The sequence below is a fragment of the Nocardia speluncae NBRC 108251 genome, from assembly GCF_001613245.1.
GTDB classification, from domain to species: Bacteria; Actinomycetota; Actinomycetes; order Mycobacteriales; family Mycobacteriaceae; genus Nocardia; species Nocardia speluncae.
This window is the reverse complement of sequence record NZ_BDBZ01000037.1, coordinates 117814-143037: the sequence shown is the minus strand read 5'-3', so window position 1 is coordinate 143037 and position 25224 is coordinate 117814. Positions and strand designations below refer to the sequence as shown.

The following is a 25224-nucleotide window of genomic DNA, read 5'->3' as shown; positions in this document are numbered from 1 at the left end:
TCCGGTTCTCGGTGAGGGGTCAGACCTTCTCGTCCGGCTCAGGTGCGGGAGCGCGTTCGGTGGCGACGAAATTCGCTTTCGCATGGGCGCCGTCGCAGAAAGGTTTCGTGTCGGATCGCCCGCAGCGACACAGAAAGGCGGTCCGCCTGCGGCCCAGGTCGTAGCTGGTGCCGTCGTGGTCGACGATCCGGATCGGCCCCTTCACCTGTAGCGGCCCGTTGTCGACGGTCTTGATGGTCGTCGGCGGTGGCTGCTCGGGTGTGGGCGAGGGGGGAGTGGGGTCGTTTGTCATGGGCGGTCCTTCTCACTCGCTCGAGCTCGCCGTCGGTGTGGTGCCCGGCGTACATCTTGCATACCATAGGGGGGTATGGTGTACTGTGCGAGATAAATACCCAACAGGGGTATAGTATTTCTGCACAGTGGCAGTCGGGGGTCTCCGGCGCCATCGCCCGCTTCGTCCGAGCCTGACCCCGAGACCGATCGAGAAGGAGAACAACCGACCATGAGCACCGCGAAGGACTACACCGTCGTCGGGATGACCTGCAGTCACTGCGCGCTGTCGGTGACCGAGGAAGTAGGCGAGGTCCCCGGCGTCACCGATGTCGACGTCGACCTGGCTTCCGGCCGACTCACCGTGACCAGCGAGAAATCGGTCCGCGATGAGCACATCCGCGAGGCAGTCGCCGCCGCCGGCTACGGCGTCGCCGACGAGCACTGAGCAGTCGGGAGGTATATCCATGAACACACCGATGAAGCTCGGCGGCTATGGGATCGCTTTGGTCGCTGCGGCCGGTCTCGCGTTCGGTGCGGGCAATGCAGTCGGCCCGATCGGGCAGGACAGCGACAACTCACACCATTCGGCCGGACAGGACATGACGAACGAAGTAAGCGGCGGCGACCAGGGCGGACACGAGGGACACGACGGCCCCGGCGGCCTGCTGGTCTCCGAACACGGTTACACCCTGAACCCGGCCTCCACGATCTTCGAGGCGGGCACTCGGAAGGTGACCTTCCAGGTGACCGGCCCCGACGGGAAGCCCGTGACCGAGTTCGAACCGACCCATGAGAAGAAGCTGCATCTGATCGCCGTGCGGCGTGACACCACCGGCTTCCAGCATGTGCATCCAGTCATGGACAAGACGGGAACGTGGCGCGCCGAGCTCGAACTGACCCCTGGAGACTGGCGGTTCTTCGCCGATTTCCACCCCACCGGCCACGACGAGACGATGACGCTCGGGATCGACACCGCCGTCGCCGGCGGCTACGACCCGAAACCGCTCCCGAAGCCGAACCGGACCGCGCAGACCGGCGACTACACGGTCACCCTCGACGGCGATATGGTGCCCGGCGAAGCCGGTGAGCTCACCCTCACGGTGAGCCGGGACGGCAAACCGGTCACCGATCTTCAGCCGTATCTGGCGGCCTACGGCCACCTCGTCGCCCTCCGTGTCGGCGACCTGGGCTATCTGCACGTCCACCCGGAGGGGGAACCGGGTGACGGCACCACCGAGCCCGGCCCGGACGTCACTTTCGTCGCCACCGCTCCCTCGGCGGGTGCGTACCGGCTGTTCCTCGACTTCCAGCACGAAGGCACCGTGCACACCGTGGATTTCACGGTGCATGCCACAGGCTCCGGACCCGGCGAAAGTGCCCCGGGCAGCGAAGACTCCGACAGCCACGGCAATCACGGCTGACGATCGCCACCGGCGAATTGTTCTACGAGAAAGGATGAGCGATGGGTGCGCCCAATGACGTGACGTCGGCCCCAAGCGCCGCTAACCAGGTCGAACTCGCGATCGGCGGGATGACCTGCGCCTCGTGCGCCAACCGCATCGAGCGCAGGCTGAACAAGCTCGACGGGGTCACTGCGACGGTCAACTACGCGACCGAGAAAGCCAAGATCGTCTATGACGGGGGTGTCCAGCAAGACGACCTGATCGAGGCGGTCGCGCAGGCCGGCTACACCGCGCAGGCCCCCGAACCCGCGGCCTCCGCGACCGGCTCCGGCGGCTCGGATGCCTCGGCGCCCGACGACGAGGACGCGCCGGTACGCGCACTTCGTAACCGAGTGATCGTCTCCGCAGTGCTGGCGGTGCCGGTGATCGCGATGGCGATGATCCCCGCTCTGCAGTTCACCTACTGGCAGTGGCTCTCGCTGACGCTGGCCGCACCGGTCATCGTGTGGGCCGGGCTGCCGTTCCACCGGGCAGCCTGGACCAACCTCAAGCACGCCACCGCCACGATGGACACGCTCATCTCGATGGGCACCGGCGCCGCGCTGCTGTGGTCGCTGTACGCCCTGTTCTTCGGCACGGCCGGCGAACCGGGAATGACCCACCCGTTCGAGTTCACCATCGCCCGCGGCGACGGCGCGGGCAACATCTATCTGGAGGTCGGCGCAGGAGTTATCACGTTCATCCTGCTCGGCCGCTATTTCGAGGCCCGCTCCAAACGCCGCGCGGGAGCCGCGCTGCGCGCGCTGATGGAGCTCGGCGCCAAGGAGGTCTCCGTCCTGCGCGACGGCCGCGAGGAGCGCATCGGTATCGACCAGCTCACCGTGGGCGACCGGTTCATCGTCCGCCCCGGCGAGAAGATCGCCACCGACGGCCGGATCGTGGAGGGCTCCTCCGCGGTCGATGCCTCGATGATCACCGGCGAGTCCGTGCCCGTGGAGGTCGGCGCAGGCGACACCGTGGTCGGCGCCACTGTGAACGCCGGTGGCCGGCTCGTGGTCGAGGCCACCCGTGTCGGGTCCGACACCCAGCTCGCCCAGATGGCGAGGATGGTCGAGGATGCTCAGAACGGCAAGGCCCAGGCTCAGCGGCTCGCCGACCGCCTCTCCGGCATCTTCGTGCCCATCGTGATTCTGCTGGCCTTTGCCACGTTCGGGTTCTGGGCCGGCACGGGCGGCGCCCTCTCCTCGGCATTCACTGCCGCCGTCGCCGTGCTGATCATCGCCTGCCCGTGTGCGCTCGGCCTTGCCACGCCGATGGCACTGATGATCGGCACCGGCCGCGGCGCCCAGCTCGGCATCCTGATCAAGGGACCGGAGGTGCTGGAGACGACCCGGCGGGTGGACACCGTTGTGCTGGACAAGACCGGCACCGTCACCACCGGGCAGATGACCCTCATCGACGCGATCGTCGCGGATGGCGAGGACACCGACGAGCTCCTGCGTCTGGCCGGAGCGCTGGAGAACGCTTCCGAACACCCGATCGCCCAGGCCATCGCCAAGGGCGCGGCCGAGCGAGTCGGCGATCTGCCTACCGTGGAGGATTTCGCCAATCTGGAAGGGCTGGGCGTGCAGGGTGTCGTCGCCGATGGCGATACGACACGAGCCGTGCTGGTGGGCCGGCCGCGGCTGCTGGCCGAATGGTCGCAGTACCTACCCGCTGAGCTGGAAGCCGCGATGACCACGGCCTCGCAGAAGGGACAGACCGCCGTGGCCGTCGGCTGGGACGGTAAGGCACGCGGCGTCCTCATCGTCGCCGACGCGATCAAACCCACCTCGGCCGAGGCCATCCGGCAACTGCGCGAGCTCGGGCTCACCCCGGTACTGCTCACCGGCGACAACGCCACGGTCGCGGCAGCAGTTGCGGAGCAGGTCGGCATCGACTCCGGACCTGACACCGTGATCGCCGAGGTCATGCCCGCCGACAAGGTCGAGGTCGTCAAACGGCTCCAGGCCGAGGGCAAGTCCGTGGCGATGGTGGGCGACGGTGTGAACGACGCCGCCGCACTGGCTCAGGCCGATCTCGGCTTGGCGATGGGCACCGGAACCGACGTGGCGATCGAGGCATCGGACCTGACCCTGGTGCGTGGCGACCTGCGCGCCGCCGCCGACGCCATCCGCCTGTCGCGCAAGACGCTGCGCACGATCAAGGCAAACCTGTTCTGGGCGTTCGCCTACAACGTCGGGGCGCTCCCGCTGGCCGCGGCCGGGCTGCTCAACCCGATGCTGGCCGGCGCGGCGATGGCGTTCTCCTCGGTGTTCGTCGTCTCCAACAGCCAGCGGCTGCGCCGTTTCCAGGCAGCAAATGACAGCACGTCCGAGGTACCCACCGCCGGCGATCCCCAGCCGCAGCGCCGCACACCCGTCGAGGTCTGATCCTCCGCGTCGTCCCCGGCGTCGAGCCGGACGCCCTCCGCTCCTCTGTGCAGGTCACCCGGCCCGGACAGGACACTGAAGAAAGAAGGTTCGCCCATGCCCACCAACCGCACCTACCTCGTCGCCGGAATGACATGCGGCAGTTGTGCCGGGAAGGTCACCGGACAGGTCGAGCAGATTCCCGGCGTCATCGACGTCGATGTCGACCTCGCCACCGGCGGGATCACCCTCACCACCGAGAGCCCGGTCAGCGACGAGGACGTGCAGCGCGCGGTCCGGCAAGCCGGGTACCAGCTCGCCACCAACTGATCACGCTCCGCGAACTCTGTGCCCCCGGCGCTCGCCCCGCCGCCCCTGTGGCGGCGGGTGTCCGGGGGCACAGCCGGTTCGGTGCGACATCACCCTGACAAGGAGGATCAACGTGTCACGACTCGCCCCGCTCACCCCCGAAACCGCCGTCGGCGTATCCCGCGACCTGCTCACCGACCTGACCACCCGGCACGGCCGGATCGGCGAGATGGTTTCGACGATGGCCCACTCGCCGGCACTGCTGACCGGCTACCTCCAGCTCAGCCGCGCTATGAAACGCGCCAAGCTCAGCCGAAAGGCCGGCGAGCGGGTCTCGATCGCCGTTCAGGCCCAGCAGGGCTGCGGGCTGTGCATGGACGCCCACGTCGCCGCCGCACGAGCCCACGGTATCCCCGAGGATGAGATCCAACGCGCGAAGGCGGGCACCTCGGCCGATCCTGCTACGGCGGCGATCATCGATCTGGGACTACGGGTCTACCGTAATCCCACCGCGGTCACCGACGAGCACATCGCCGCCCTGCGCGACCACGGGTACAGCAACCGCGAGATCGCCGATGTAGTCGGCATTGTCGCGCTCAACCTTCTCACCGGCGCATTCAACCTCGTCGCCGGGCTCACACCCGAGGACGATCCGGAGCAGTAGACCCTCCCAGGGCCCGACTTCCTCGTGTCAGCAGTCCTTGTTTCGGTCGGCATCTGATCATTCGCTGTCCTCGAGGCAAGGCGTCTCACTCGAGCGAGAGCGAGCCGTCCGAAGATTTGAGTCAGAGCTGACGCCGTTGTCGCTCTTCCTCGGCTCGAGGCTGTTATCTGCGACTTCTACACGTTGTGGGCCGGCCGCAGGATAGTCACCCGCAAGAACAGCTGTACCAGGGGGCCCATCGTGATCGCGATCAATAAGGTGCCGAAGCCAACCACTCCACCCAGTAGAAAGCCGATAGCAACGACAAAGAGTTCGATAATGGTACGAACGATCCAGATGGGCTTACCTGTCACTCGAACGAGTCCGGTCATGAGACCATCGCGGGGGCCGGCGCCGAACTGTGCTCCGAGATAGAGCGCGCAAGAGAAGGACAGCATCACCAGGCCGACGCTGTAATACAGCAATTGATGCTGGAAAGAATGGGCGTAGGGTATCAGTTCGGCTGTCGCGTCCGCGGCAATGCCTACGAGAAAGACATTCAAGAATGTCCCCAGTCCCGGCCTCTCCTTCAATGGAATCCAGAGGAGCAGGACGGCGACAGCAATAATGTTGGTGGACCACCCGAAAGTCAGGCCGGTGAGAAGTGAAATACCTTCCGCAAGTACATTCCAGCTCGCCGCCCCCAGTGAAGATTTCACCAGAAATTCCGTGGCTACACCGAATGTAATTGTCCCGATGACGAGCATGGAAAGTCTGAGAGGTATTTGCCCGGCCCGGAGCCGGTCCGGCGTGGTCATCCGGGCCGGCGTGAAGCCGGATGGTTTGTTCAATTCAATTACGGAAGTCATTCGTCATCTTTCCGCTCACGAGGCGAGGTACCTCCAGGCCGATTCCCGGCCTTTCCGGCGCTCGCCGGCGTCAACTCTCGGGCCTCGGCAATCGTTGGCATCGGCTCAGCTATGCCGGTTGCTGGAGCGCGCCGGACCCGGGCGCCGGGCAATCGGCGATATGCGACAGCGCGTTGGCTCACGGTGCTTCCTCTCCTGTCGGTCGATCGAGTGATGTCCGCAGTACTTGGACCTGCGCAACTGTACCGTCACCAACTGTACCGTCATCTAACGGCACATGGAAGAGGTAGGTGTGTGACCGGGGGTGGGGCTAGAAAATGCCTGTTCAGTAATGGTCCACCTGCTCGGGCACCGCAACCGGATGTGATCTTGCCGATAGTCAGCGGGTCAATGAACTACGGATCGCGATCCGAGTGCTCGTATCAACGGTTGTGCCGAGCGCCCGCCAGGTCATATGTCCACGACACAAAGAGGGGCCCTCGGCCAACGTCCCCGCGTGGGTCGCCGAAGTAATCCTGCTGGTGGAAGCCGTGGGTGGTCGCGGAGTCGGGCTCGTCGGGTCCGGCTACTGCGTTCTTCCGCTGAGGCTTCGTGATCGAAGTGTCAGGATCTCGAGTAGGGATCTACTTGCCGTAGCCGTTGCCGGTGGATCTGTTGCAGTTCGCCCGCGCGGGTGAGGAAATCGGCGATTATGTCGAGTTCGGCGGAGTTGTACGAGCTCAGCAGCATCTTGTAGCTCTCGACGATCATGGGTACGACGAGTTCCTGTACGCGATGGGCCGCAAGTTCGGTGGCCATCACAATTACGCGACGACGGTCGGTCGGGTGTAGTGATCGGGCGATGTAGCCTTGTTTCTCCAGCCGGTTGAGCATGATCGTGACGCCGCCGGCGGTGAGGCCGAGCCGCTCGGCCAGTACTCCTGGCGTCGTGGCCTTTTCATCTTCCAGCAGAACGATCTCCAGCGCCCGCCGATCGGTCTCGTTCACACCCAGTACTCTGATCAATTCGCGGATCAGATCCTCGACGGTTCCGTGATAGAACTCCAGGGCCCTTTTGAGCTCGACCGAGATTCGGGCGGGTTCGGTGGTTCTCGCGCACATAGGCCTTCCCCTCGATCACTTGAAACATGGAATGCTCAGCAGAATTCAGCGATCGGGGCGTGCCGATACCCGGCCGCCCGATTCCGTCCGGGGAAGTCAGGGAGATCGGTGGACTCGATCAATGCCGCAGGGTGTGGTGGCGCTGCCCGGATCGAGGGCGGCCGGGTGATCGCGAGCGGATGCCTTCGTTTTCCCTGCGTGCGATAGGAATCGCCGCCGAGCGTCTGTAGCGGGCATGTGGGCTCCTGTCGATCGATCGACCGGCAGCCCGAACCGCAGCTGGCGATCAGCACGAAAGTGGGCACCGCTGCGGCCGTCGAAGCGACCGTGGCTGTGTCGGATATGCACTGTACGACACGGCAGCCGATGCGATACTGTGCTTCTCATTATCCGGACGAAGTGGTCGCCATCACACCAAAATCGAAGCGGGGCAATCACTATCAGGAACGTGTCCCGCCCGCTCCGGCCAGGGTGAGATCCGGGCCGGGCTGCTGGCGCAACCCGGCCCGGACATGTTCACCACAGGTTGCCGGCGGGGGAACCGGTCATTACGTCGTGGCGCCTGTTCCCAGGCTCAGCTGACGGTTGTGGTGGTGAGGGTGGGGGATGGGTCCGGGAAGCACGAGGTCGCGACATTGCCGACCAAGGCGACGTTGGTTGTCATGGTCATGCCGGGGCTGGTGTAGCTGGTCCCCGCGTATTTGCTGGTGATCGGTGTTCCGGCGGCGCCGGCGGTGACATTGACGGTCACCGCGGGCGGGGTGAAGCTGGTGCCGCCGGCAATCGGACCCGGCACGGTCAGGACGACATTCCCGCCCGACGTGGTGACGGTGCCGGCCACGGTACCCCCGGAGGCGGTAGCCGAGACCAATGTCGAATTCACCGGAGTCGGAATGGTCATCTTGAGATTGCTGATATTGTTCACGGTGAAGCCGGAAGCCGAACTGGGAACCGACGAGGCGCCCGGTGTGATTGTGATGGCCACCGCGGAACCCGATGCTGCCGAGCTCGGCGCCTCGCCGGTGACCGATGTGGTCATGGTCGAGGTTTGGCCGACACCGAGGATCGTGCCCCGGCAGCTCCAGTTCACGCTGACGGGGTCGGCGCTCGCCGGTGCGGCCAAACAAAAGGTGGTAGCGACGGCGATCGGAGCAATAATGCCGGCACGAAGCAGGGATGAGGTCGATCTCATGGCTGTCTCCAGGAAATGTTGAGCAACGGTACGACTGGATGTCGGACACCCGAAATGGGTGTTTAAAATATAGCCTGTTCTAATCATTCCGTGGTCGAAACCATCGAACCGGGTGCCGAAAAATATCATTATCTGCGATTAAATATTCGATCTGGATAGTTAAGTTCGGCAAGATTTCCGATACGGCCCGATATCCTCTTTCGTATATCGGCGGACTCGCCACGCGATCGACAGGCCTGCAATTCGCTGGAATATGGGCCCGACCTGACAATATTTGCATTCTGCCGATCGCCAGCTTTCATATGGTTACCGTGCGCGGCATTCTCTCTCGACTACATCGTCCCCGCGTGAAGGGGTCTCGGCTGTCCGGTGTGCGGCTCCGGATCAGGCACCCGACCCCCGGAGATGTGCTGCCGGTCGAGGGTCTTCCGGCACTCACCGTCGAGCGGGCGATCGTCGACCTCGGCACGGACGTGTCATCGGCCGCCGGCCAGATACCGTCCGGGTGGGGGTTCACCCCGGAGGTAGGTGTGGTGACCGGCCGATCGGGTGGCATGGCCGGCGATCTCTGAGCGCCCGACGAACGAGGCGGCGAAGAAAGCTGCCCCGGCCGGCGGCCGAGGTTCCGCACGTCCGCGGCCGGTGCCCCGCGACCGCTACCGGAAAACACTGATCCTGCGTCCGCTACGGCGGCGCGGGATCAGTGAGAAAGATCGAGGCTAAAGGCCATCCCCCGCAGGCGGCTTGTCTGCAACCGCAACGATATAGTCCAGCCAAGGGGCCCAAAGCGAGACTCCCTTTCTGCCGAAAAACATCCGAGTCAACGGATTGACTCTCCTCATTTCCGGCTGTCCGAGTTCGCGACTGATACATTCCGCGTATTGGGGGAAGACGTGATGGCGTATCGAGTAGACTCTCGCACCTTCGAATCCGGCTGCTGTGAGCGCTTCGCGGTACTCTTCCGCATTGGTATGGTTCTGGCGGGCAGTCGTGAATATGCCGTGTACCACACGGCCCAGTAACCGGCTGGTCCTGTTCGGAACATACTCACGTGCGAGCGGCACAACGTCGGCGGTGACCAATCGGCCGCCAGGTGCCAGAACTCGGAACGCTTCATCGAAAAATCGCGAACGCGACGGAAAGTGAAGCGCGGATTCGAGCGCGGTCACTTTCGTTGCGGACGCATCGGATTGAGGCAGATCGCTTGCGGACCCGTGCACATAATCGATGACATCGCCGAGTCCCGATTCTGCGGCCCGTGCCGTCGCGATCGCTATCTGTTTCGCGGAGATATTCACGCCTGTTATTCGTTTCGTGCCGAATTCATCCGCCCAGAGAAAATCTTGATCGCCGAATCCGCAGCCTACGTCGACGACCACATCATCGGATCCGAGGCGCGCTTCGGTTGCTACCAGCCGAGCCAACGCCGCGCACGCTTGATCGATGGTCTGGGGACTGTCCTTCCAGTAGCCCAGGTTCAGAAACAGCGATTCCGCACCCAACGTGTTGGATGCAGTGAGAATATCGTCGTACAGCCGACCGAATCGATCGGGAATCGCGGGCACGAAGGCCAACGAGGCAAACCGCCCCCATTCGCGAGCCCACCGTAAAATGCGCCGGGCCGAGCTCTCGGAGTCACGAAATTCCATAACTGTCATGGTTTGCCCCCTCAGGCGATGGAACCCAGCTGAACTGCGGGGCCGCTTGCCGATGCTAGCAGTGTGTCTGCACCGTCGTCGGAACGTGTTCAGTCGCATGCGGTCGACAATCCGGCGAGGGAATCTCCGGCCTGGAGACGGCGGCCAACCGATCTCTTTCGGGAGGCGAGTCGTCGACGAGTTCACGAATTGCTGCTGTCTACCAGCAATCGTCGTGGCAAACGAAGACATGGTAACGGCTTGCATGTGGGCGTTCGTAGCGAGTGCTTGCACCGGACAGGAACGTGTTCTAACTTGGTGGAGTGGTTCTGACGGGCCCGACGATCCTGCCGGGTACGGGCAAAACGGCTTCGGGGGGATCGACCGTCCCTGCGAGCGCACCCGTTCTGACTTTCGGGTTCTGCTTGCCGATTCGGCCAGGTCTGAGGGGTGGGAAATCAGGTATGAGGAGTCGGATATCGGCGATCGCGGCGTTTCGGATATCGAATGCCTGCGCCGATCATGGCGAATGCATTGCCGACCTTGTGGTGACCACCGCTCGGCACGAAACGTGGATGGTTCCTCGGCCGAAGCCGATTTCGGCGGCTTATGCCTGGGCCGACACCCAGAAATTCTGGGCCTAGTCCGGTCTCGGGCCGGTGCCGCCCGCGACGCGCCGGATCTTCGATATGGCCGATCCCGTGCACGACCATTTCGTGGTTCATCCCGACGGACACCTACGACAACACATCGCAACCCAACTTCACTCGACTTGGATAGGGGATTGGTATGACTCGGCTGTATCCAGGGTGCGCAGACCTTCTCGACGATCAACCTCAGCGGACGCAGCCGATCGCGATAGTGGGTATGGGCTGCCGGTTTCCGGGTGGCGTGGAGTCATCGGAAGACCTGTGGCAGTTGGTAATCGACGGTCGCAATGGTCTATCGGATTTTCCGGCAGACCGCGGCTGGGACCTGGAACAGCTGTACGACCCCGAGCTGGGTGTACCGGGCAAGTCCTATGTGCGCTCGGGCGGATTCCTCCATCGATCATCGGAGTTCGACGCCGAGTTCTTCGGGATCAGTCCGCGCGAGGCATTGGCGATGGACCCCCAGCAGCGAGTACTGCTGGAAACCGCCTGGGAGTCACTGGAATCGGCGGGCATCGACCCATCGGCACTACGCGGAAGCGACACCGGAGTGTTCTGCGGGGTGATGCACAACGACTATGCGGCCGGTGGCGGTGAGCAGGTTCCGGTCGACGTCGAGGGCTATCGATTGACCGGCGGTACATCCAGCGTGGTGTCGGGCCGGGTCTCGTACGTGCTGGGGTTGGAGGGCCCGGCGGTCTCGGTGGATACTTCGGCCTCGTCATCGCTGGTGGCGCTGCATCTGGCAGTCCAGGCGTTGCGGTCGGGGGAGTGTTCGCTGGCGCTGGTCGGTGGAGTGACGGTCATGTCCACACCGGCGACGTTCGTCGAATTCTCCCGGCAGCGGGGGCTGGCTGTCGATGGCCGGTGTAAACCGTTCGCGGAGGCTGCGGATGGTACTGGGTGGGCCGAGGGTTCGGGTGTGCTGGTGGTGGAGCGGTTGTCGGATGCCGTGCGTAATAAACGTCAGGTGTTGGCGGTGGTGCGGGGTAGTGCGGTTAATCAGGATGGTGCGTCGAATGGTTTGACTGCGCCGAATGGTCCGTCGCAGCAGCGGGTGATTCGGCGTGCGCTGGCGAATGCGGGTGTGGGGGCGGGTGAGGTCGATGTGGTCGAGGCTCACGGCACGGGGACTAGGTTGGGTGATCCGATCGAGGCGCAGGCGTTGCTGGCGACGTATGGGCAGCGTGGTCGGGGTGTGGATCCGGTGTGGTTGGGTTCGGTCAAGTCCAATATCGGTCATACGCAGGCGGCTGCTGGTGTGGCGGGTGTGATCAAGATGGTGCAGGCCATGCGTTACGGGGTGTTGCCCAAAACTTTGCATGTGGATACCCCGTCCTCGCAGGTGGATTGGGCTGCGGGTCGGGTGGAGTTGCTTACCGAGCAGCGTGATTGGCCGGTGGTCGATCGGCCGCGTCGGGCGGCGGTGTCGGCGTTCGGTATCAGTGGCACCAATGCTCACGTCATCCTCGAACAGGCACCCGTATACGAAGAACAGGTTCCGGCGGCCGCGGAAACGATGCCGTCGACCGCATCCGAAGCCGATCTTGCGCCGGAATGTACACCGTTGGTGTGGGTTGTGTCGGCACGCACCCGCGACGGACTGCACCGCCAGGCACGACGGCTCCTGGAGTATGTCGAACAACGTCCCGGCCTGTCGCCGGCGGATGTGGGCTATTCGCTGTTGACGACTCGGTCGTTGTTCGACCATCGCGCGGTAATGGTGGGATTCGATCGTACGGAGCTGCTCGGTGAGCTGCGCGAACTAGCGGAATCACGGCCCGGGTATATGCCTGTGCACACAACGGCGACGAGGTCTGGGAAGACGGCGTTCGTTCTGCCGGGACAGGGTTCCCAGTGGGTTGGTCTGGGCAGGGAGCTGTATGAGAGCTTCCCGGCATTCGCCAGAGCGCTGGATACGGTCCTCGCCGCGCTGGACCCTCATCTGGGGGTCGACTTGCGCGCAGTGCTGTGGGGGTCGGAGAACGAGAAGCTTGCACAAACCAAATTTGCCCAAGCAGGCTTGTTCGCCGTCGAGATTTCATTGTTCCGGCTATTCGAACATTGGGGTGTTGGACCGGACTTTCTGCTCGGGCACTCCGTCGGAGAAATAGCCGCCGCACACCTGGCCGGTGTGTTGTCCCTCGAGGATGCCGCGATGCTGGTCGCGACGCGTGGACGGTTGATGCAAGCGCTACCGGCGGGTGGCGCGATGGTCGCAGTGCAAGCCGGCGAGGACTACGTCCGGGCGGTGCTCGATGACTTGGCGGTCGACGAAGTCGATATCGCTGCAGTCAATGGACCGGAGGCCGTCGTCGTTGCGGGGGCCGAACGCGCGATCGATGATCTTGCCGACCATCTTCGAAGGCACTCCATCCGTGTGAGCCGTCTGAATGTCTCACACGCGTTTCATTCTTCGATGATGGAGCCGGTGTTGGACGAGCTCGCGGTATCGGCGGCGACTATCACCGTGACCGAACCGACGATTGCGCTGGTGTCCAATGTAGATGGCCGGTTGACGGGGCCGGGCTACGGGTCGGCAGAATATTGGGTGCGCCATGTTCGAGAGCCGGTGCGTTTCGGATCCGGATTGGAACTGCTGCGTGAGCTCGGCGTGACGAAATTCGTCGAGCTCGGCCCTGCCGCGGGCCTGACGGGGTCGGTCGGTCAGCTGGAACCGGCAAATGATGTGATGACAGTAGTCACGCTGCGGAAAGAGCGATCTGAAGCGCGGGCCGTCCTGCGGGCGCTGGCCGGCCTCTTCGTAGCGGGCACTGCGGTCGAGTGGGTGAAACTTTTCCCGGGCGGCCGGCGGGTAGCGTTGCCGAGCTACGCCTTCAGGCGAGATCGGTTCTGGCTGGACAACGGATACAAAGCGGCCGGGGGGTCGGCGAACGTCGGTCGCCTGGACCCGAAGCCGTCGGATATCGAGGACGCGGTGGTAGACCGGCGGCGGCTGGCCCAGCTTCCGGCGGACGAAGCCCGGATGCTCCTGACCGGAATCATCCGGGATGAAAGTGCGCTGGTTCTGGGGCGTGACAATGCCTCGGCAATCGATCCCGACCGTACTTTCCGGGATCTGGGGTTCGATTCATTGACCGCGGTCGAGCTCTGCAATCGGTTGAATCTGATCACTGGGTTGAGATTGCCCGTGACCCTGGTCTTCGACTTCCCGACACCGGATTCTGTCGCCACCTACATTTTCACCCGACTCACCGATGCCGGGGATGCCGGGGATGCCGCGGGGTCGGATTCGAGGCCGGTGTCGCTGTCGGAGCCGGTGGCGATCGTGGGGGTGGGCTGTCGCTTCCCTGGTGGGGTGTCCTCGCCGGAGGAGTTGTGGCGGTTGGTGGTCGACGGTCGCGACGTGATCTCGAAGTTCCCGGCCGATCGTGGTTGGGACGCGATATTCGATCCCGCGCCGGGTGTGGCGGGCAAGTCGTATACGGATGAGGGCGGATTCCTATACGACGCGGCAGAGTTCGACGCGGAGTTTTTCGGGATCAGTCCGCGTGAGGCGATGGCGATGGATCCGCAGCAGCGGATCTTGCTGGAAACGGTGTGGGAGGCACTCGAACACGCCGGGATACGGCCGGCCACGCTGCGCGGCAGCGATACCGGTGTCTTCGTCGGCGTAACCGATCAATCGTACGACCTCGGTTCGGCTCTCGGCGACTCGACGGGGTCCGATGGCTATGGATTGACCGGCGGTACGGCGAGTGTGGTGTCGGGGCGGGTGTCGTATGTGCTGGGGTTGGAGGGGCCGGCCGTGTCGGTGGATACTGCTTGTTCGTCGGGGTTGGTGGCGTTGCATCAGGCAGTGGGGGCGTTGCGTGCGGGGGAGTGTTCGCTGGCCTTGGCCGGCGGGGTAACGGTGATGTCCACGCCTTCGATGTTTGTGGAGTTTTCTCGGCAGCAGGGGCTGGCTGTGGACGGTCGGTGTAAACCGTTCGCGGAGGCTGCGGATGGTACTGGGTGGGCCGAGGGTTCGGGTGTGCTGGTGGTGGAGCGGTTGTCGGATGCCGTGCGTAATAAACGTCAGGTGTTGGCGGTGGTGCGGGGTAGTGCGGTTAATCAGGATGGTGCGTCGAATGGTTTGACTGCGCCGAATGGTCCGTCGCAGCAGCGGGTGATTCGGCGTGCGCTGGTGAATGCCGGTGTGGAGGCGGGTGAGGTCGATGTCGTCGAGGCTCACGGCACGGGGACTAGGTTGGGTGATCCGATCGAGGCGCAGGCGTTGCTGGCGACGTATGGGCAGCGTGGTCGGGGTGTGGATCCGGTGTGGTTGGGTTCGGTCAAGTCCAATATCGGTCATACGCAGGCTGCGGCGGGGTTGGCTGGTGTGATCAAGATGGTGCAGGCGTTGCGTTATGGGGTGTTGCCCAGGACTTTGCATGTGGATACGCCGTCTTCGCAGGTGGATTGGGATTCTGGGCGGGTGGAGTTGCTTACCGAGCAGCGTGATTGGCCGGTGGTCGATCGGCCGCGTCGGGCGGCGGTGTCGGCGTTCGGTATCAGTGGCACCAACGCGCACGTCATCCTCGAACAAGCACCGGCGAGCGAGCCGGCACCGCAACGGCAGACCCCGACGGCCAGGCCGGTACCGGTAGTGTGGGTGGTGTCGGCGCGGACCCAGGATGGGTTGGCGGGGCAGGCGGCTCGGTTGTCGACCTATCTGGGGCAACGTCCGGAAGTGGATGCGGCGGATGTGGCCGCGACGTTGTCGGGACGTTCGCGGTTCGATCATCGTGCGGCAATCGTGGGCGGGGACCGGGCGCAGTTGCTGGGCGGGCTCGACGCGGTGGCACGGGGGCTACCAGCCGGTGCTGGTGCCGGTGCGGTGGTGTCGGGGTGTGCCGGTACACACGGCAAGACGGTGTTGGTGTTCCCGGGGCAGGGTGCGCAGTGGCTGGGGATGGGGCGAGAGTTGCTGGTTTCTTCGCCGGTGTTCGCGCAGGCCATGACCGAGTGTGATCATGTGTTCTCCACGTTGGTGGACTGGTCGCTGCTCGAGGTGCTCGCCGGAGGTGAAGGCGCGCCCTCGCTGGAGCGTGTCGAGGTTGTGCAGCCGGTGTTGTTCGCAGTGATGGTGTCGCTGGCGCAGCTGTGGCGTTCGGTCGGTATCGAACCCGACGCCGTGGTGGGTCATTCCCAAGGCGAAATCGCCGCAGCCTATGTGGCCGGTGCGTTAGCGCTCGAGGATGCCGCCCGGATCGTGATCCTGCGCTCGGCGGCATTGACGGCGTTGGCCGGACGGGGCGCGATGGTGTCGGTCGGGCTCGCGGTCGAGCAGGTCGAGCGACTGCTCGCGAGTTTCGATCGGTTGGCGGTGGCTGTGATCAACGGCCCTGGATCGACAGTGGTGTCCGGTGACATCGGGCAGGCGGAGTTGTTCCTGGACGAATGTGCGCGACGCGATGTTCGCGCCCGTCGGATCGCGGTGGATTATGCCTCGCATTCTCCCCAGGTCGAACTACTCCGCGATCACCTGCTCGATGCACTCACCGAAATCCGGCCGCGTGCGAAAGGTTCCACCGGTTCGAAGACTTCGTCGGGGGTGGTGTTCTATTCCACCGTTACCGGCACGATTCTGGATCCGACCGAATTGGATGCCCAGTACTGGTTCCGCAATTTGCGGGAAACGGTACGTTTCGAGCAGGCCGTGCAGGCATTGCACCGCGACGGACACAGCGTGTTCGTCGAGGCGAGCCCACACCCGCTCCTTACCGTCGACATCGAACAAATCTGTGCGGCCGCCGATCCCGACAGCGGCAGTCCCTCGATCCGCCATGACCCGGTGATCGTGGGTTCGCTGCTGCGTGGCGAGGATTGCGCGGTCTCGATCACGCGTTCGATGGCCCGGTTGGAAGTGTCGGGTGTGGGTGTGGTGTGGGAGGCGCTACGTCCGGATCGTGGTCGCCGGGTCGAGTTGCCCACGTATGCGTTCCAGCGTCGCCGCTACTGGCGGACCTCGACCGCGACCGGTGACGCGGTGTCGTTGGGGTTGGCCGGGGCCGGGCATCCGCTGCTGGGTGCGGTGATGGTGTCCGCGGACACGGGTGCGGTGGTGTTGACGGGCCGGTTGTCGTCGGCGTCGCAGCCGTGGCTGGCCGATCACGCGGTCGGTGCAGTGGTGTTGTTCCCCGGTACCGGGTTCGTGGAGTTGGCGATGCGGGCCGGGGAGGAAGTCGGATGCCCGGTGGTGCGGGACCTGACGTTGATGACCCCGTTGGTATTGACCGGTCACACCGCGGTACAGCTCCAGGTCGTGGTCGATGCTGCCGGGGAACGCGATACGCGCCGGCTGGTGGTGTACTCCCGCGACGCCGAAGACCCGCGAGCAGAGTGGATGATCCACGCCGAGGCCGTCCTGACCGGGCAAGCCGGACACGGCACCGATTCCCCGGACACGCTGCCCGGCGGCTCGGTATCGGAGGGGATGGGGGTGTGGCCCCCACACGACACGGTCGAGATCCCGGTCCACGACATGTACGCGGCGCTGGCCGACATCGGATACGGATACGGCCCGGCATTCCGAGGACTGCACTCGATCCGCCGCCGCGGCAAGGAACTGTTCGTCGAAGCAGCGCTGCCCGACACAGTCACCGACGCGCCACGATACGGACTACACCCGGCCTTGCTGGACTCCGTACTGCATGCGATCGCCATCACCGATGCCGACACCGGTGTGATGCTGCCGTTCGCGTGGTCGGAGGTGACCCTGTACGCAGTCGGCGCATCCACGGTGCGGGCCAGGATCTCACCGACCGGTACGGGCGCAGTCGCGATACATGTCACCGATACCACCGGACGGCCCGTGCTGACCGCCGCATCGATGACATCACGGCCCCTGTCTCCCGGACAGCTGGGCACCCGCACGTCACGCGAGCGGCTGTGCGCGGTGCAATGGACCCCGACCCGGGTCGATACCCCGGTGTCGGTGCCGGAATCGCGGATGTTCACCACGGTGGAGGACTTCCTGACCTGGACCAAGGACGAGGCCACGCCGGTACCACCGGTCGTGGTGTTCGATCGACGCGACAGCGACCACGGTGACGCTGCTGCCGGCGATGTCGATGTGCCGGGGCGGGTGCATCGGGCGGTCGCCGACACACTGGCCGTGTTACAGGGCTGGCTGAGCGAGTCGCGATTCGCCCGAAGCATGTTGGTGGTGTCGACCTGTGGGGCGGTCGCGCGGACCGGCGAGCAGGTCGACGATCTGGCAGGTGCCGCGGTGTGGGGTTTGGTGCGTTCGGCGCAATCGGAAGACCCGGGCCGGATCCTGCTCGTCGACACCGACCTACCCAACGGCCTGACCGCGGGCATTGCGTCCGGGATCGGTACTGCCACACCGTCAGTGGGCCTCGCCGAAGTCGTGGGGTGTGGTGAACCCCAGGTCATGATCCGTTCCGGGGTGTTGCACACCGCTCGACTGATCCGGCTCCCGGCCGGGGAGACCGGTGTGGATTCGGGTGTGGTGGCGGCGGGCACGGTATTGATCACCGGTGGCACCGGCGGGCTGGGATCGATGCTGGCCCGGCATCTGGTGACCGATTACGGGGTGCGGTCGTTGGTACTGGCCAGTCGCCGTGGCCCGGCCGCGGCGGGGGCAGAGGATCTGGCCACGGAGCTGACCGGGTTGGGTGCCCGGGTGCGGATCGTGGCGTGTGATGTGTCCGATCGCGGTGCGGTCGTGGAGTTGCTGGCCGCAGTCCCCCAGGACGCGCCGTTGACCGGGGTGGTCCATACCGCGGGTGTGCTCGACGACGGTGTAGTGGTGTCGTTGTCCCCGGAGCGGGTGCACACGGTGTTGGCGGCCAAGGCCGACGCGGCATGGCATCTTCACGAGCTGACCCGCGAGCTGGATCCGGAACTGTTCGTGATGTATTCCTCGGTCGCCGGTGTGCTGGGCAACCCTGGGCAAGGCAACTATGCGGCGGCGAACGCATTCCTGGACGGGCTTGCCGAACACCGCCGGGCGGGCGGACAGGCCGCGGTGTCGATCGCATGGGGATTGTGGTCTACCGGCACCGCGATGACCGGACACCTCGGTGATTCAGATACCGCACGGATGGGTCGTGACGGGGTACCGGCGATGTCGGACGAACAGGGAATGGCGTTCTTCGACGCCGCGCTCGACCAGCGACGTGCGAGCGTGGTGGCTGCCCGCATCGATTCGGCCGCAATGGCGGCGCGTTCCCGCGCCGGTGTCCTTGCTCCGTTACTGGAGGGGATGCTCTCCACGGGCCGACGCAGCACCCTGGATGCGGCAGGTGCAGTGGGTCTGCGGCAGCGGGTGGTGGGGCTGCCACCGACCGAACAACATTCGTTGGTCCTGGATGCGATTCGTGGTCAGGTCGCAGCAGTGCTGGGACACGACGGCGGCACGGGTATCGATCCCGGCCGCAACTTCCGGGACCTGGGATTCGACTCCCTGACCGCGGTCGAGGCACGTAATCGGTTGAACACGATCACCGGGTTGCGGTTGCCCGCGACTCTGGTCTTCGACTATCCGACACCCGACGCGGTGACCGCATATATCCTCACTCAGCTCACTGACACCGATATCCCCGCCGCATCGAAATCGGGGCCGGTGGTGCCGCCGTCGTCGTCGGAGCCGGTGGCGATTGTGGGGGTCGGATGCCGGTTCCCGGGTGGGGTGACTTCCGCGGAACAGTTGTGGCGGACGGTGGTCGACGGTCGCGACGTGATCTCGAAGTTCCCGACCGATCGTGGTTGGGACGCGATATTCGATCCCGCGCCGGGTGTGGCGGGCAAGTCGTATACGGATGAGGGCGGATTCCTGTACGACGCGGCAGAGTTCGACGCGGAGTTTTTCGGGATCAGTCCGCGTGAGGCGATGGCGATGGATCCGCAGCAGCGGATCCTGCTGGAAACGGTGTGGGAGGCACTCGAACACGCCGGGATACGGCCGGCCACCCTGCGCGGCAGCGATACCGGTGTGTACGTCGGTGCGATGTATCACGACTACCCGCACAGCGAAACAGCCGGCGCTGTGGTGTCGGGGCGGGTGTCGTATGTGCTGGGGTTGGAGGGGCCGGCGGTGTCGGTGGATACGGCCTGTTCGTCGGGTCTGGTGGCGTTGCATCAGGCGGTGGCGGCGTTGCGTGCGGGGGAGTGTTCGCTGGCATTGGCCGGCGGGGTCACCGTGATGACAAAGCCGGGAACGTTTGTGGAGTTCTCCCGCCAGCGGGCGTTGGCGCCGGATGGCCGGTGCAAACCCTTCGCAGAGGCTGCCGACGGGACCGCATTCGGTGAGGGTTCGGGTGTGCTGGTGTTGGAGCGGTTGTCGGATGCCGTGCGTAATAAACGTCAGGTGTTGGCGGTGGTGCGGGGTAGTGCGGTTAATCAGGATGGTGCGTCGAATGGTTTGACTGCGCCGAATGGTCCGTCGCAGCAGCGGGTGATTCGGCGTGCGCTGGCGAATGCGGGTGTGGGGGCGGGTGAGGTCGATGTGGTCGAGGCTCACGGGACCGGCACTAGGTTGGGTGATCCGATCGAGGCGCAGGCGTTGCTGGCGACTTATGGGCAGGGTCGGTCGGTGGATCGGCCGGTGTGGTTGGGTTCGGTCAAGTCCAATATCGGTCATACGCAGGCTGCGGCGGGGTTGGCTGGTGTGATCAAGATGGTGCAGGCCATGCGTTATGGGGTGTTGCCCAAAACTTTGCATGTGGATACCCCGTCCTCGCAGGTGGATTGGGATGCTGGGCGGGTGGAGTTGCTTACCGAGCAGCGTGATTGGCCGGTGGTCGATCGGCCGCGTCGGGCGGCGGTGTCGGCGTTCGGTATCAGTGGCACCAACGCGCACGTCATCCTCGAACAGGCGCCGCAATCGGTGACTGGTGCTGGTGCTGGTGCTGGTGGGGATGGGCCGGTGGTGTGGGTGGTATCGGGTCGGTCTCCGGAGGCGTTGACGGGGCAGGTGCGGCGTCTCCGGGATTTCGTGGCCGGTGACCCGTCGATGAATGTGCAAGCGGTGGCGCGGGCGTTGGTGTCGCAGCGGTCGCGGTTCGACCACCGTGCGGTGGTTGTAGGCGCGGATCGTGACCAGTTGCTTGCGGGGCTGACTGCGCTGTCTGAGCAGACTCCAGGGCCCGGTGTGGTTACCGGTGTGACTGGAGTGCCGCGCAAAACTGTGCTGGTATTCCCCGGTCAGGGGTCTCAATGGCGGGGCATGGGAAGACAGTTACTGGACTGCTCGCCGGTGTTCGCTCGGAAGATGGCCGAGTGTGATGCGGCGTTTTCGCCGCTGGTGGACTGGTCGTTGTCCGCCGTGCTCGCGGGTGCGGAAGGAACGCCGTCCCTGGAGCGCGTCGACGTGGTTCAACCGGTGCTTTTCGCGGTGATGGTGTCGTTGGCCGAGCTGTGGCGCTCGGTCGGTGTTGTTCCGGACGCGGTGGTGGGTCATTCCCAAGGCGAGATTGCTGCGGCATATGTGGCGGGGGCCCTGTCGCTCGAGGATGCCGCGCGGGTAGTGGCCCTGCGGTCGGCTGCCTTGATCGACTTGACTGAGCAGGGCGGGATGGTGGCGGTGTCCATGCCGGTCGACCAGGTCACCACGCTGCTGGCCGGATACGACGACTTGTCGGTGGCTGCGGTGAACGGCCCGCAGGCAACGGTGGTGTCCGGTGTGGCAGTGCAGCTCGAGGATTTCCTGGAAGCCTGCGCACGAGACAACGTTCACGCGCGCCGGATCTCGGTAGACTACGGCTCACATTCGCCGCAGGTCGACGTGCTCCGCGAACCGCTGCTGAAGGTGCTGGCCGGCCTTCGGCCCGGATCGTCACAAGTGGCGTTCTGGTCCAGCGTGACCGGTGGTGTACTGGACGGCACCGAGTTGGATGCGGACTACTGGTTCCGGAATCTGCGGGAGCCGGTGTGTTTCCACCAAGCAGCTCGAGCCCTCCTGGAGGACGGGTACAACGCCTTCGTCGAGGTCAGTCCGCATCCGCTGCTCACGGTCGATATCGAGCAGATCTGTGACCTTCGGGTGGGTGCCGATCCCGTGACCGTCGTGGGTTCGCTGCGACGTGACGAAGGGGACATGGGCGCTTTCCTGCTGTCGGCGGCGCAGTTGGAGGTGTCGGGTGCGGGGGTGGATTGGGCGGCTTTGCTGGGCCCTGTTCATGGGGGCGGGGTGTCTTTGCCGACGTATGCGTTTCAGCGACGCAGGTATTGGTTGGATGGAGTATCGAATGGTGGGGATGCAGCGTCGTTGGGGCTATCGGCTGCCGGACATCCCTTGTTGGGGGCGGTGGTGGTGTCCCCGGACGGGGACGGTGTAGTACTGACCGGCCGAGTCGGCCTGGCGACCCATCCATGGCTGGCCGATCGCACTGTGGGTGGGTTCGTGCTGTTACCGGGGGCCGCCTTCCTCGAGTTGGTGTTGCGTGCGGCAGCGGAAGTGGGTTGTGCACTGCTGCACGAGCTGACGGTGATCAAGCCTCTTGTGTTGCCCGGCGCGGCCGGGATGCAGTTGCAGGTAGTGGTGGACGGTGCCGACGAGCTCGGCTGCCGGTCGGTGTCGGTCTATTCCCGTGCCGAGGCCGCCGACGGTATCTGGGTTCTGCACGCACGAGGTGTGTTGGGCATCGAGGGTGTGCCGGAACAGGATGCGGCGCCGGCAGTGTGGCCGCCCGGTGGTGCGGTCGCCGTACCTGTGGAAGGTCTGTATGACCGGTTTGCGGTAGCCGGTGACGGGTATGGCCCGGCGTTCCGGGGGTTGCGAGCGGTATGGCGCCGTGGTGCGGAACTGTTCGTGGAGGTCGAGCCGCCCGAGTCGATGACCGATGTCTCGCGGTTCGGTGTGCATCCGGCGTTGCTGGAGTCGATGCTGCACGGACAGCTGGTCGATGCCGATCCGGATCCAGGGCGAGTGAAGGTGCCCTTCTGCTGGAAGGGGGTGACTTTGTATGCCACCGGACAGTCGCTGCTGCGGGCGCGTATCACTCCGGTACCCGGCGATGTCGATGCAGTATCGATCCAGGTCGTCGATGCGTTCGGCCGGTTGGTGCTCACCACGCGGTCCTTGACCGTGCAGGAGGTTTCCCCCGCACAGCTGGACACCTTCTCGGTGCAGGACGGGCTGCACGTTGTGCAGTGGACGCCCCGAGCGGTGCAGATCACCTCGCCGGTCGATGCCGAAACCTTCGCCGATGGTGAGGGTTTCGGTAGCTGGGTGCAGAACAAGGACGTGACAGTACCTGCGGTAGTCGTATTCGACCGTGCCGGTGCCGGTGCTGATGTGCCGAGCCGTGTCCGTGATGCGACGCACGAGATGTTGAGCGTCTTGCAGGCATGGCTGGGTGGGTTGCGGTTCGCGGCGAGCACCCTGGTTGTCGTCACTCGTGGCGCGGTGGGCCGAACTGGGCACGATGTCACCGATCTGGCCGGATCAGCGGTCTGGGGGCTGGTGCGTTCGGCTCGATCGGAGGCTCCGGGCCGCATCGTCCTGGTCGACATCGACACCGAAGAGCTGACCGCCGAGGGACTGGCGATGGTGATCGATTCGGGCGAGCCCGAGGTGGTGATCCGTACCGGTGTCCTGCACGTAGCCCGATTGGCCCGGCTACCTGTTCGAGCCCGGGATACCGGGAAGAGCGTCCGCACGGTGCCCGCCGATTTGCCACGGCCGGAATCGGGCACGGGTGGCGTGGTGTCGGCCGGGACGGTGCTGGTAACCGGAGGTACGGGCGGTTTGGGTGCGCTGTCGGCGCGGCATCTGGTGACCAACCATGGGGTGCGGTCGCTGGTGCTGGCGAGTCGTCGTGGTGCGGCTGCGCCGGGAGCGTCGCTGTTGGCGGCAGAGTTGGGCCGGCTGGGTGCTCGGGTGCGGATCGTGGCTTGTGATGCCGGGACTCGCGATGGGGTGGCCGAGTTGGTGGCGGCGGTGCCGGAACAGTTCCCGTTGACAGGTGTGGTGCATGCGGCCGGTGTGCTCGATGACGGTGTGATCGCGTCACTGACACCGGACCGGATAGATGCGGTGCTGGCAGCAAAGGCCGATGCGGCCTGGTATCTGCACGAGGCCACGAGCCGGACGGATGTGGAGATGTTCGTGCTCTACTCGTCGGCGGCCGGTGTATTCGGCGCAGCGGGGCAGGGCAACTACGCGGCTGCGAATGTGTTCCTGGATGCATTGGCCGAGCATCGGCGGGCGAGTGGGCTGGTCGCGACTTCGATCGCCTGGGGATTGTGGGCTTCCGATACCGGGATGACCGGGCATCTCGGCGATAGCGGCACCGCTCGGTTGGCGCGTGCTGGGTTGTCACCCATCTCGACCGGGCAAGGTCTGGCAATGTTGGACTCCGCGATCGTTGCGGACCGTGCCGCGCTTCTTGCGGCACCTCTGGATCATGTGGTCCTGGATGCTCAGGTCCGGGCCGGTACATTGATCCCGCTGCTGCGGGGATCGGTATCGAGTGCACGACGTCGTTCGGTGCCGGAGCCGTCGCGGGAGCAGCGCACGGGTTTGCGAGAGCGGATTTCAGTGCTGGCGGAAGCCGAGCAACTGCCGATGCTGCTGCGGGTGGTGCGAGACCAGATGGCGGCGGTGCTCGGCCACGATGGTCCCGACGCGATCGATCCGGCCGGCCACTTCCGGGAGTTGGGCTTCGATTCGCTGGCCGCGATCGAGGCCCGTAACCGGCTCAACACGGTCACGGGACTGCGACTGCCCGCCACCCTGATCTTCGACCACCCCACGCCGGCCACGGTCGCCCGGCACATTTTGCACGAACTACGCGGAGCCCACGGGGAAAGCGTGGCAGCGCCGGTGCAGTTGCCGGACGCAGCTTGCGATTCTGCCGATACTCCGGCGGCAGACCCCGATGCTTCCGCAGAGACTTTGGTCGGTGTCATCCGGCAGGTGATCGCAGACAATAGGTTCGGACACGGTGTGGCGCTGTTGCGAGCAGCAGCGAAGCTCCGCCCGGCGTACAACCACTTCACTGTGGGAATGCCGGCCGGCATCGGAATCAGCGGCGGTTCGCCCGGCGACAGTGGTGGGGATGTCTCGCCACATATGGTGTTCGTCAATGCCCCGGAATTCCTCGGCGGATCCATTCAGTACACCCAGCTTGCCGCCCATTTGGGCAGTCACCGCCGTGTCTCGGCTATCCCGCTGTCGGGATACGATCCGGACGAGCCGCTCCCTGCCTCGCTCGATGCCGCCATCGACGGCATTGTCGAGACGATCCTCCATACCGTGGGCCAGGACGACTTCGTCCTGGGCGGTTACTCGGTAGGCGGAAACATCGCCCACGCAGCGGCGGCTCGGCTATCGGAACAAGGAAATACCCAGTTGCAAGGCCTGGTCATCCTCGATGGATGTCTCGCCCGCGAGGCGAATAAAGGCCGGCTCAACGGCCGTGGGAAGCAGATGCTCGAGATGCACACGACCATCCCCGACCTCGCCGGCTTCACCACCGCACGGTTGACCGCATTCGGCTGGTGGTTCGACCTGGCCATGCAGATCGAACACCGGCCTCTCGAAACCACAACGCTTTCGGTCGAGTTCACCGGATCGTCGTCTCGGCATCAGCGCCTCGATGAGCAGCCCGCAGAAGCGTGGTCGACCACGCAAACGGTCCAGAGCGTGGATGCGGATCACGGTGCGCTGCAGGGATCCGAGGTCGGAGCCACGGCACAGCTGGTAGACCGATGGCTCACGCAGCTGAGTGCCGGGGCACGACCCATTCGGTGAGGGAGACTCAA

At 65.0% G+C, this 25224-nt stretch carries 12 protein-coding genes; 7 read left to right on the top strand and 5 right to left on the bottom strand.

The features are described 5' to 3' along the window. Nucleotides 1–19 precede the first annotated feature (19 nt). On the bottom strand, nt 20–292 hold the full coding sequence (locus NS6_RS28345; RefSeq protein ID WP_068048110.1) for a CDGSH iron-sulfur domain-containing protein: 273 nt from the start codon (nt 290–292) through the stop codon (nt 20–22). Between the two features lie 210 nt (nt 293–502). Between NS6_RS28345 and NS6_RS28340 the strand changes: the two genes are divergently transcribed. The 5 genes from NS6_RS28340 (at nt 503) to NS6_RS28320 (ending at nt 5060) form a co-directional block, all read left to right on the top strand. Continuing rightward, nucleotides 503–718, top strand: coding sequence for a heavy-metal-associated domain-containing protein (locus NS6_RS28340; protein WP_068048107.1), 216 nt, complete (start codon nt 503–505; stop codon nt 716–718). A 19-nt stretch (nt 719–737) separates the two neighbouring features. After that, entirely contained in the window at nt 738–1694 is a 957-nt protein-coding gene (locus tag NS6_RS28335; RefSeq protein ID WP_084471494.1) for a DUF8832 domain-containing protein, read from the top strand. Nucleotides 1695–1735: 41 nt separating this feature from the next. Continuing rightward, nucleotides 1736–4108, top strand: a complete 2373-nt coding sequence (locus NS6_RS28330; RefSeq protein WP_068048104.1) for a heavy metal translocating P-type ATPase — start codon at nt 1736–1738, stop codon at nt 4106–4108. Between the two features lie 96 nt (nt 4109–4204). Next, a complete protein-coding gene (locus NS6_RS28325) occupies nt 4205–4417 on the top strand; it encodes a heavy-metal-associated domain-containing protein (RefSeq protein ID WP_068048101.1) in 213 nt (70 codons plus the stop codon). A gap of 112 nt (nt 4418–4529) precedes the next feature. Further along, nucleotides 4530–5060, top strand: coding sequence for a carboxymuconolactone decarboxylase family protein (locus NS6_RS28320; RefSeq protein WP_068048098.1), 531 nt, complete (start codon nt 4530–4532; stop codon nt 5058–5060). A gap of 176 nt (nt 5061–5236) precedes the next feature. Here the strand turns inward: NS6_RS28320 and yczE are convergent, their stop codons facing one another. The 3 genes from yczE to NS6_RS36070 all read right to left on the bottom strand — a co-directional run bounded on the left by yczE (nt 5237) and on the right by NS6_RS36070 (nt 8330). After that, the gene (yczE, locus tag NS6_RS28315) at nt 5237–5908 is read right to left on the bottom strand and encodes a membrane protein YczE (protein WP_210747141.1); all 672 of its coding nucleotides are present in this window, start codon (nt 5906–5908) and stop codon (nt 5237–5239) included. A gap of 603 nt (nt 5909–6511) precedes the next feature. Beyond that, a complete protein-coding gene (locus NS6_RS28310; RefSeq protein ID WP_068048092.1) occupies nt 6512–7009 on the bottom strand; it encodes a MarR family winged helix-turn-helix transcriptional regulator in 498 nt (165 codons plus the stop codon). Between the two features lie 574 nt (nt 7010–7583). Next, entirely contained in the window at nt 7584–8330 is a 747-nt protein-coding gene (locus tag NS6_RS36070; RefSeq protein WP_245669538.1) for a hypothetical protein, read from the bottom strand. Between the two features lie 218 nt (nt 8331–8548). Here NS6_RS36070 and NS6_RS28295 point away from each other — a divergent pair, with 218 nt between their 5' ends. Then, entirely contained in the window at nt 8549–8773 is a 225-nt protein-coding gene (locus NS6_RS28295; RefSeq protein WP_157112995.1) for a hypothetical protein, read from the top strand. Nucleotides 8774–8920: 147 nt separating this feature from the next. Here the strand turns inward: NS6_RS28295 and NS6_RS28290 are convergent, their stop codons facing one another. Next, complete coding sequence (locus NS6_RS28290; RefSeq protein ID WP_068048082.1) at nt 8921–9859, bottom strand: SAM-dependent methyltransferase; 939 nt, start codon at nt 9857–9859, stop codon at nt 8921–8923. Nucleotides 9860–10627: 768 nt separating this feature from the next. Between NS6_RS28290 and NS6_RS28280 the strand changes: the two genes are divergently transcribed. Then, entirely contained in the window at nt 10628–25213 is a 14586-nt protein-coding gene (locus NS6_RS28280; protein ID WP_084471491.1) for a type I polyketide synthase, read from the top strand. Nucleotides 25214–25224: the final 11 nt, after the last annotated feature.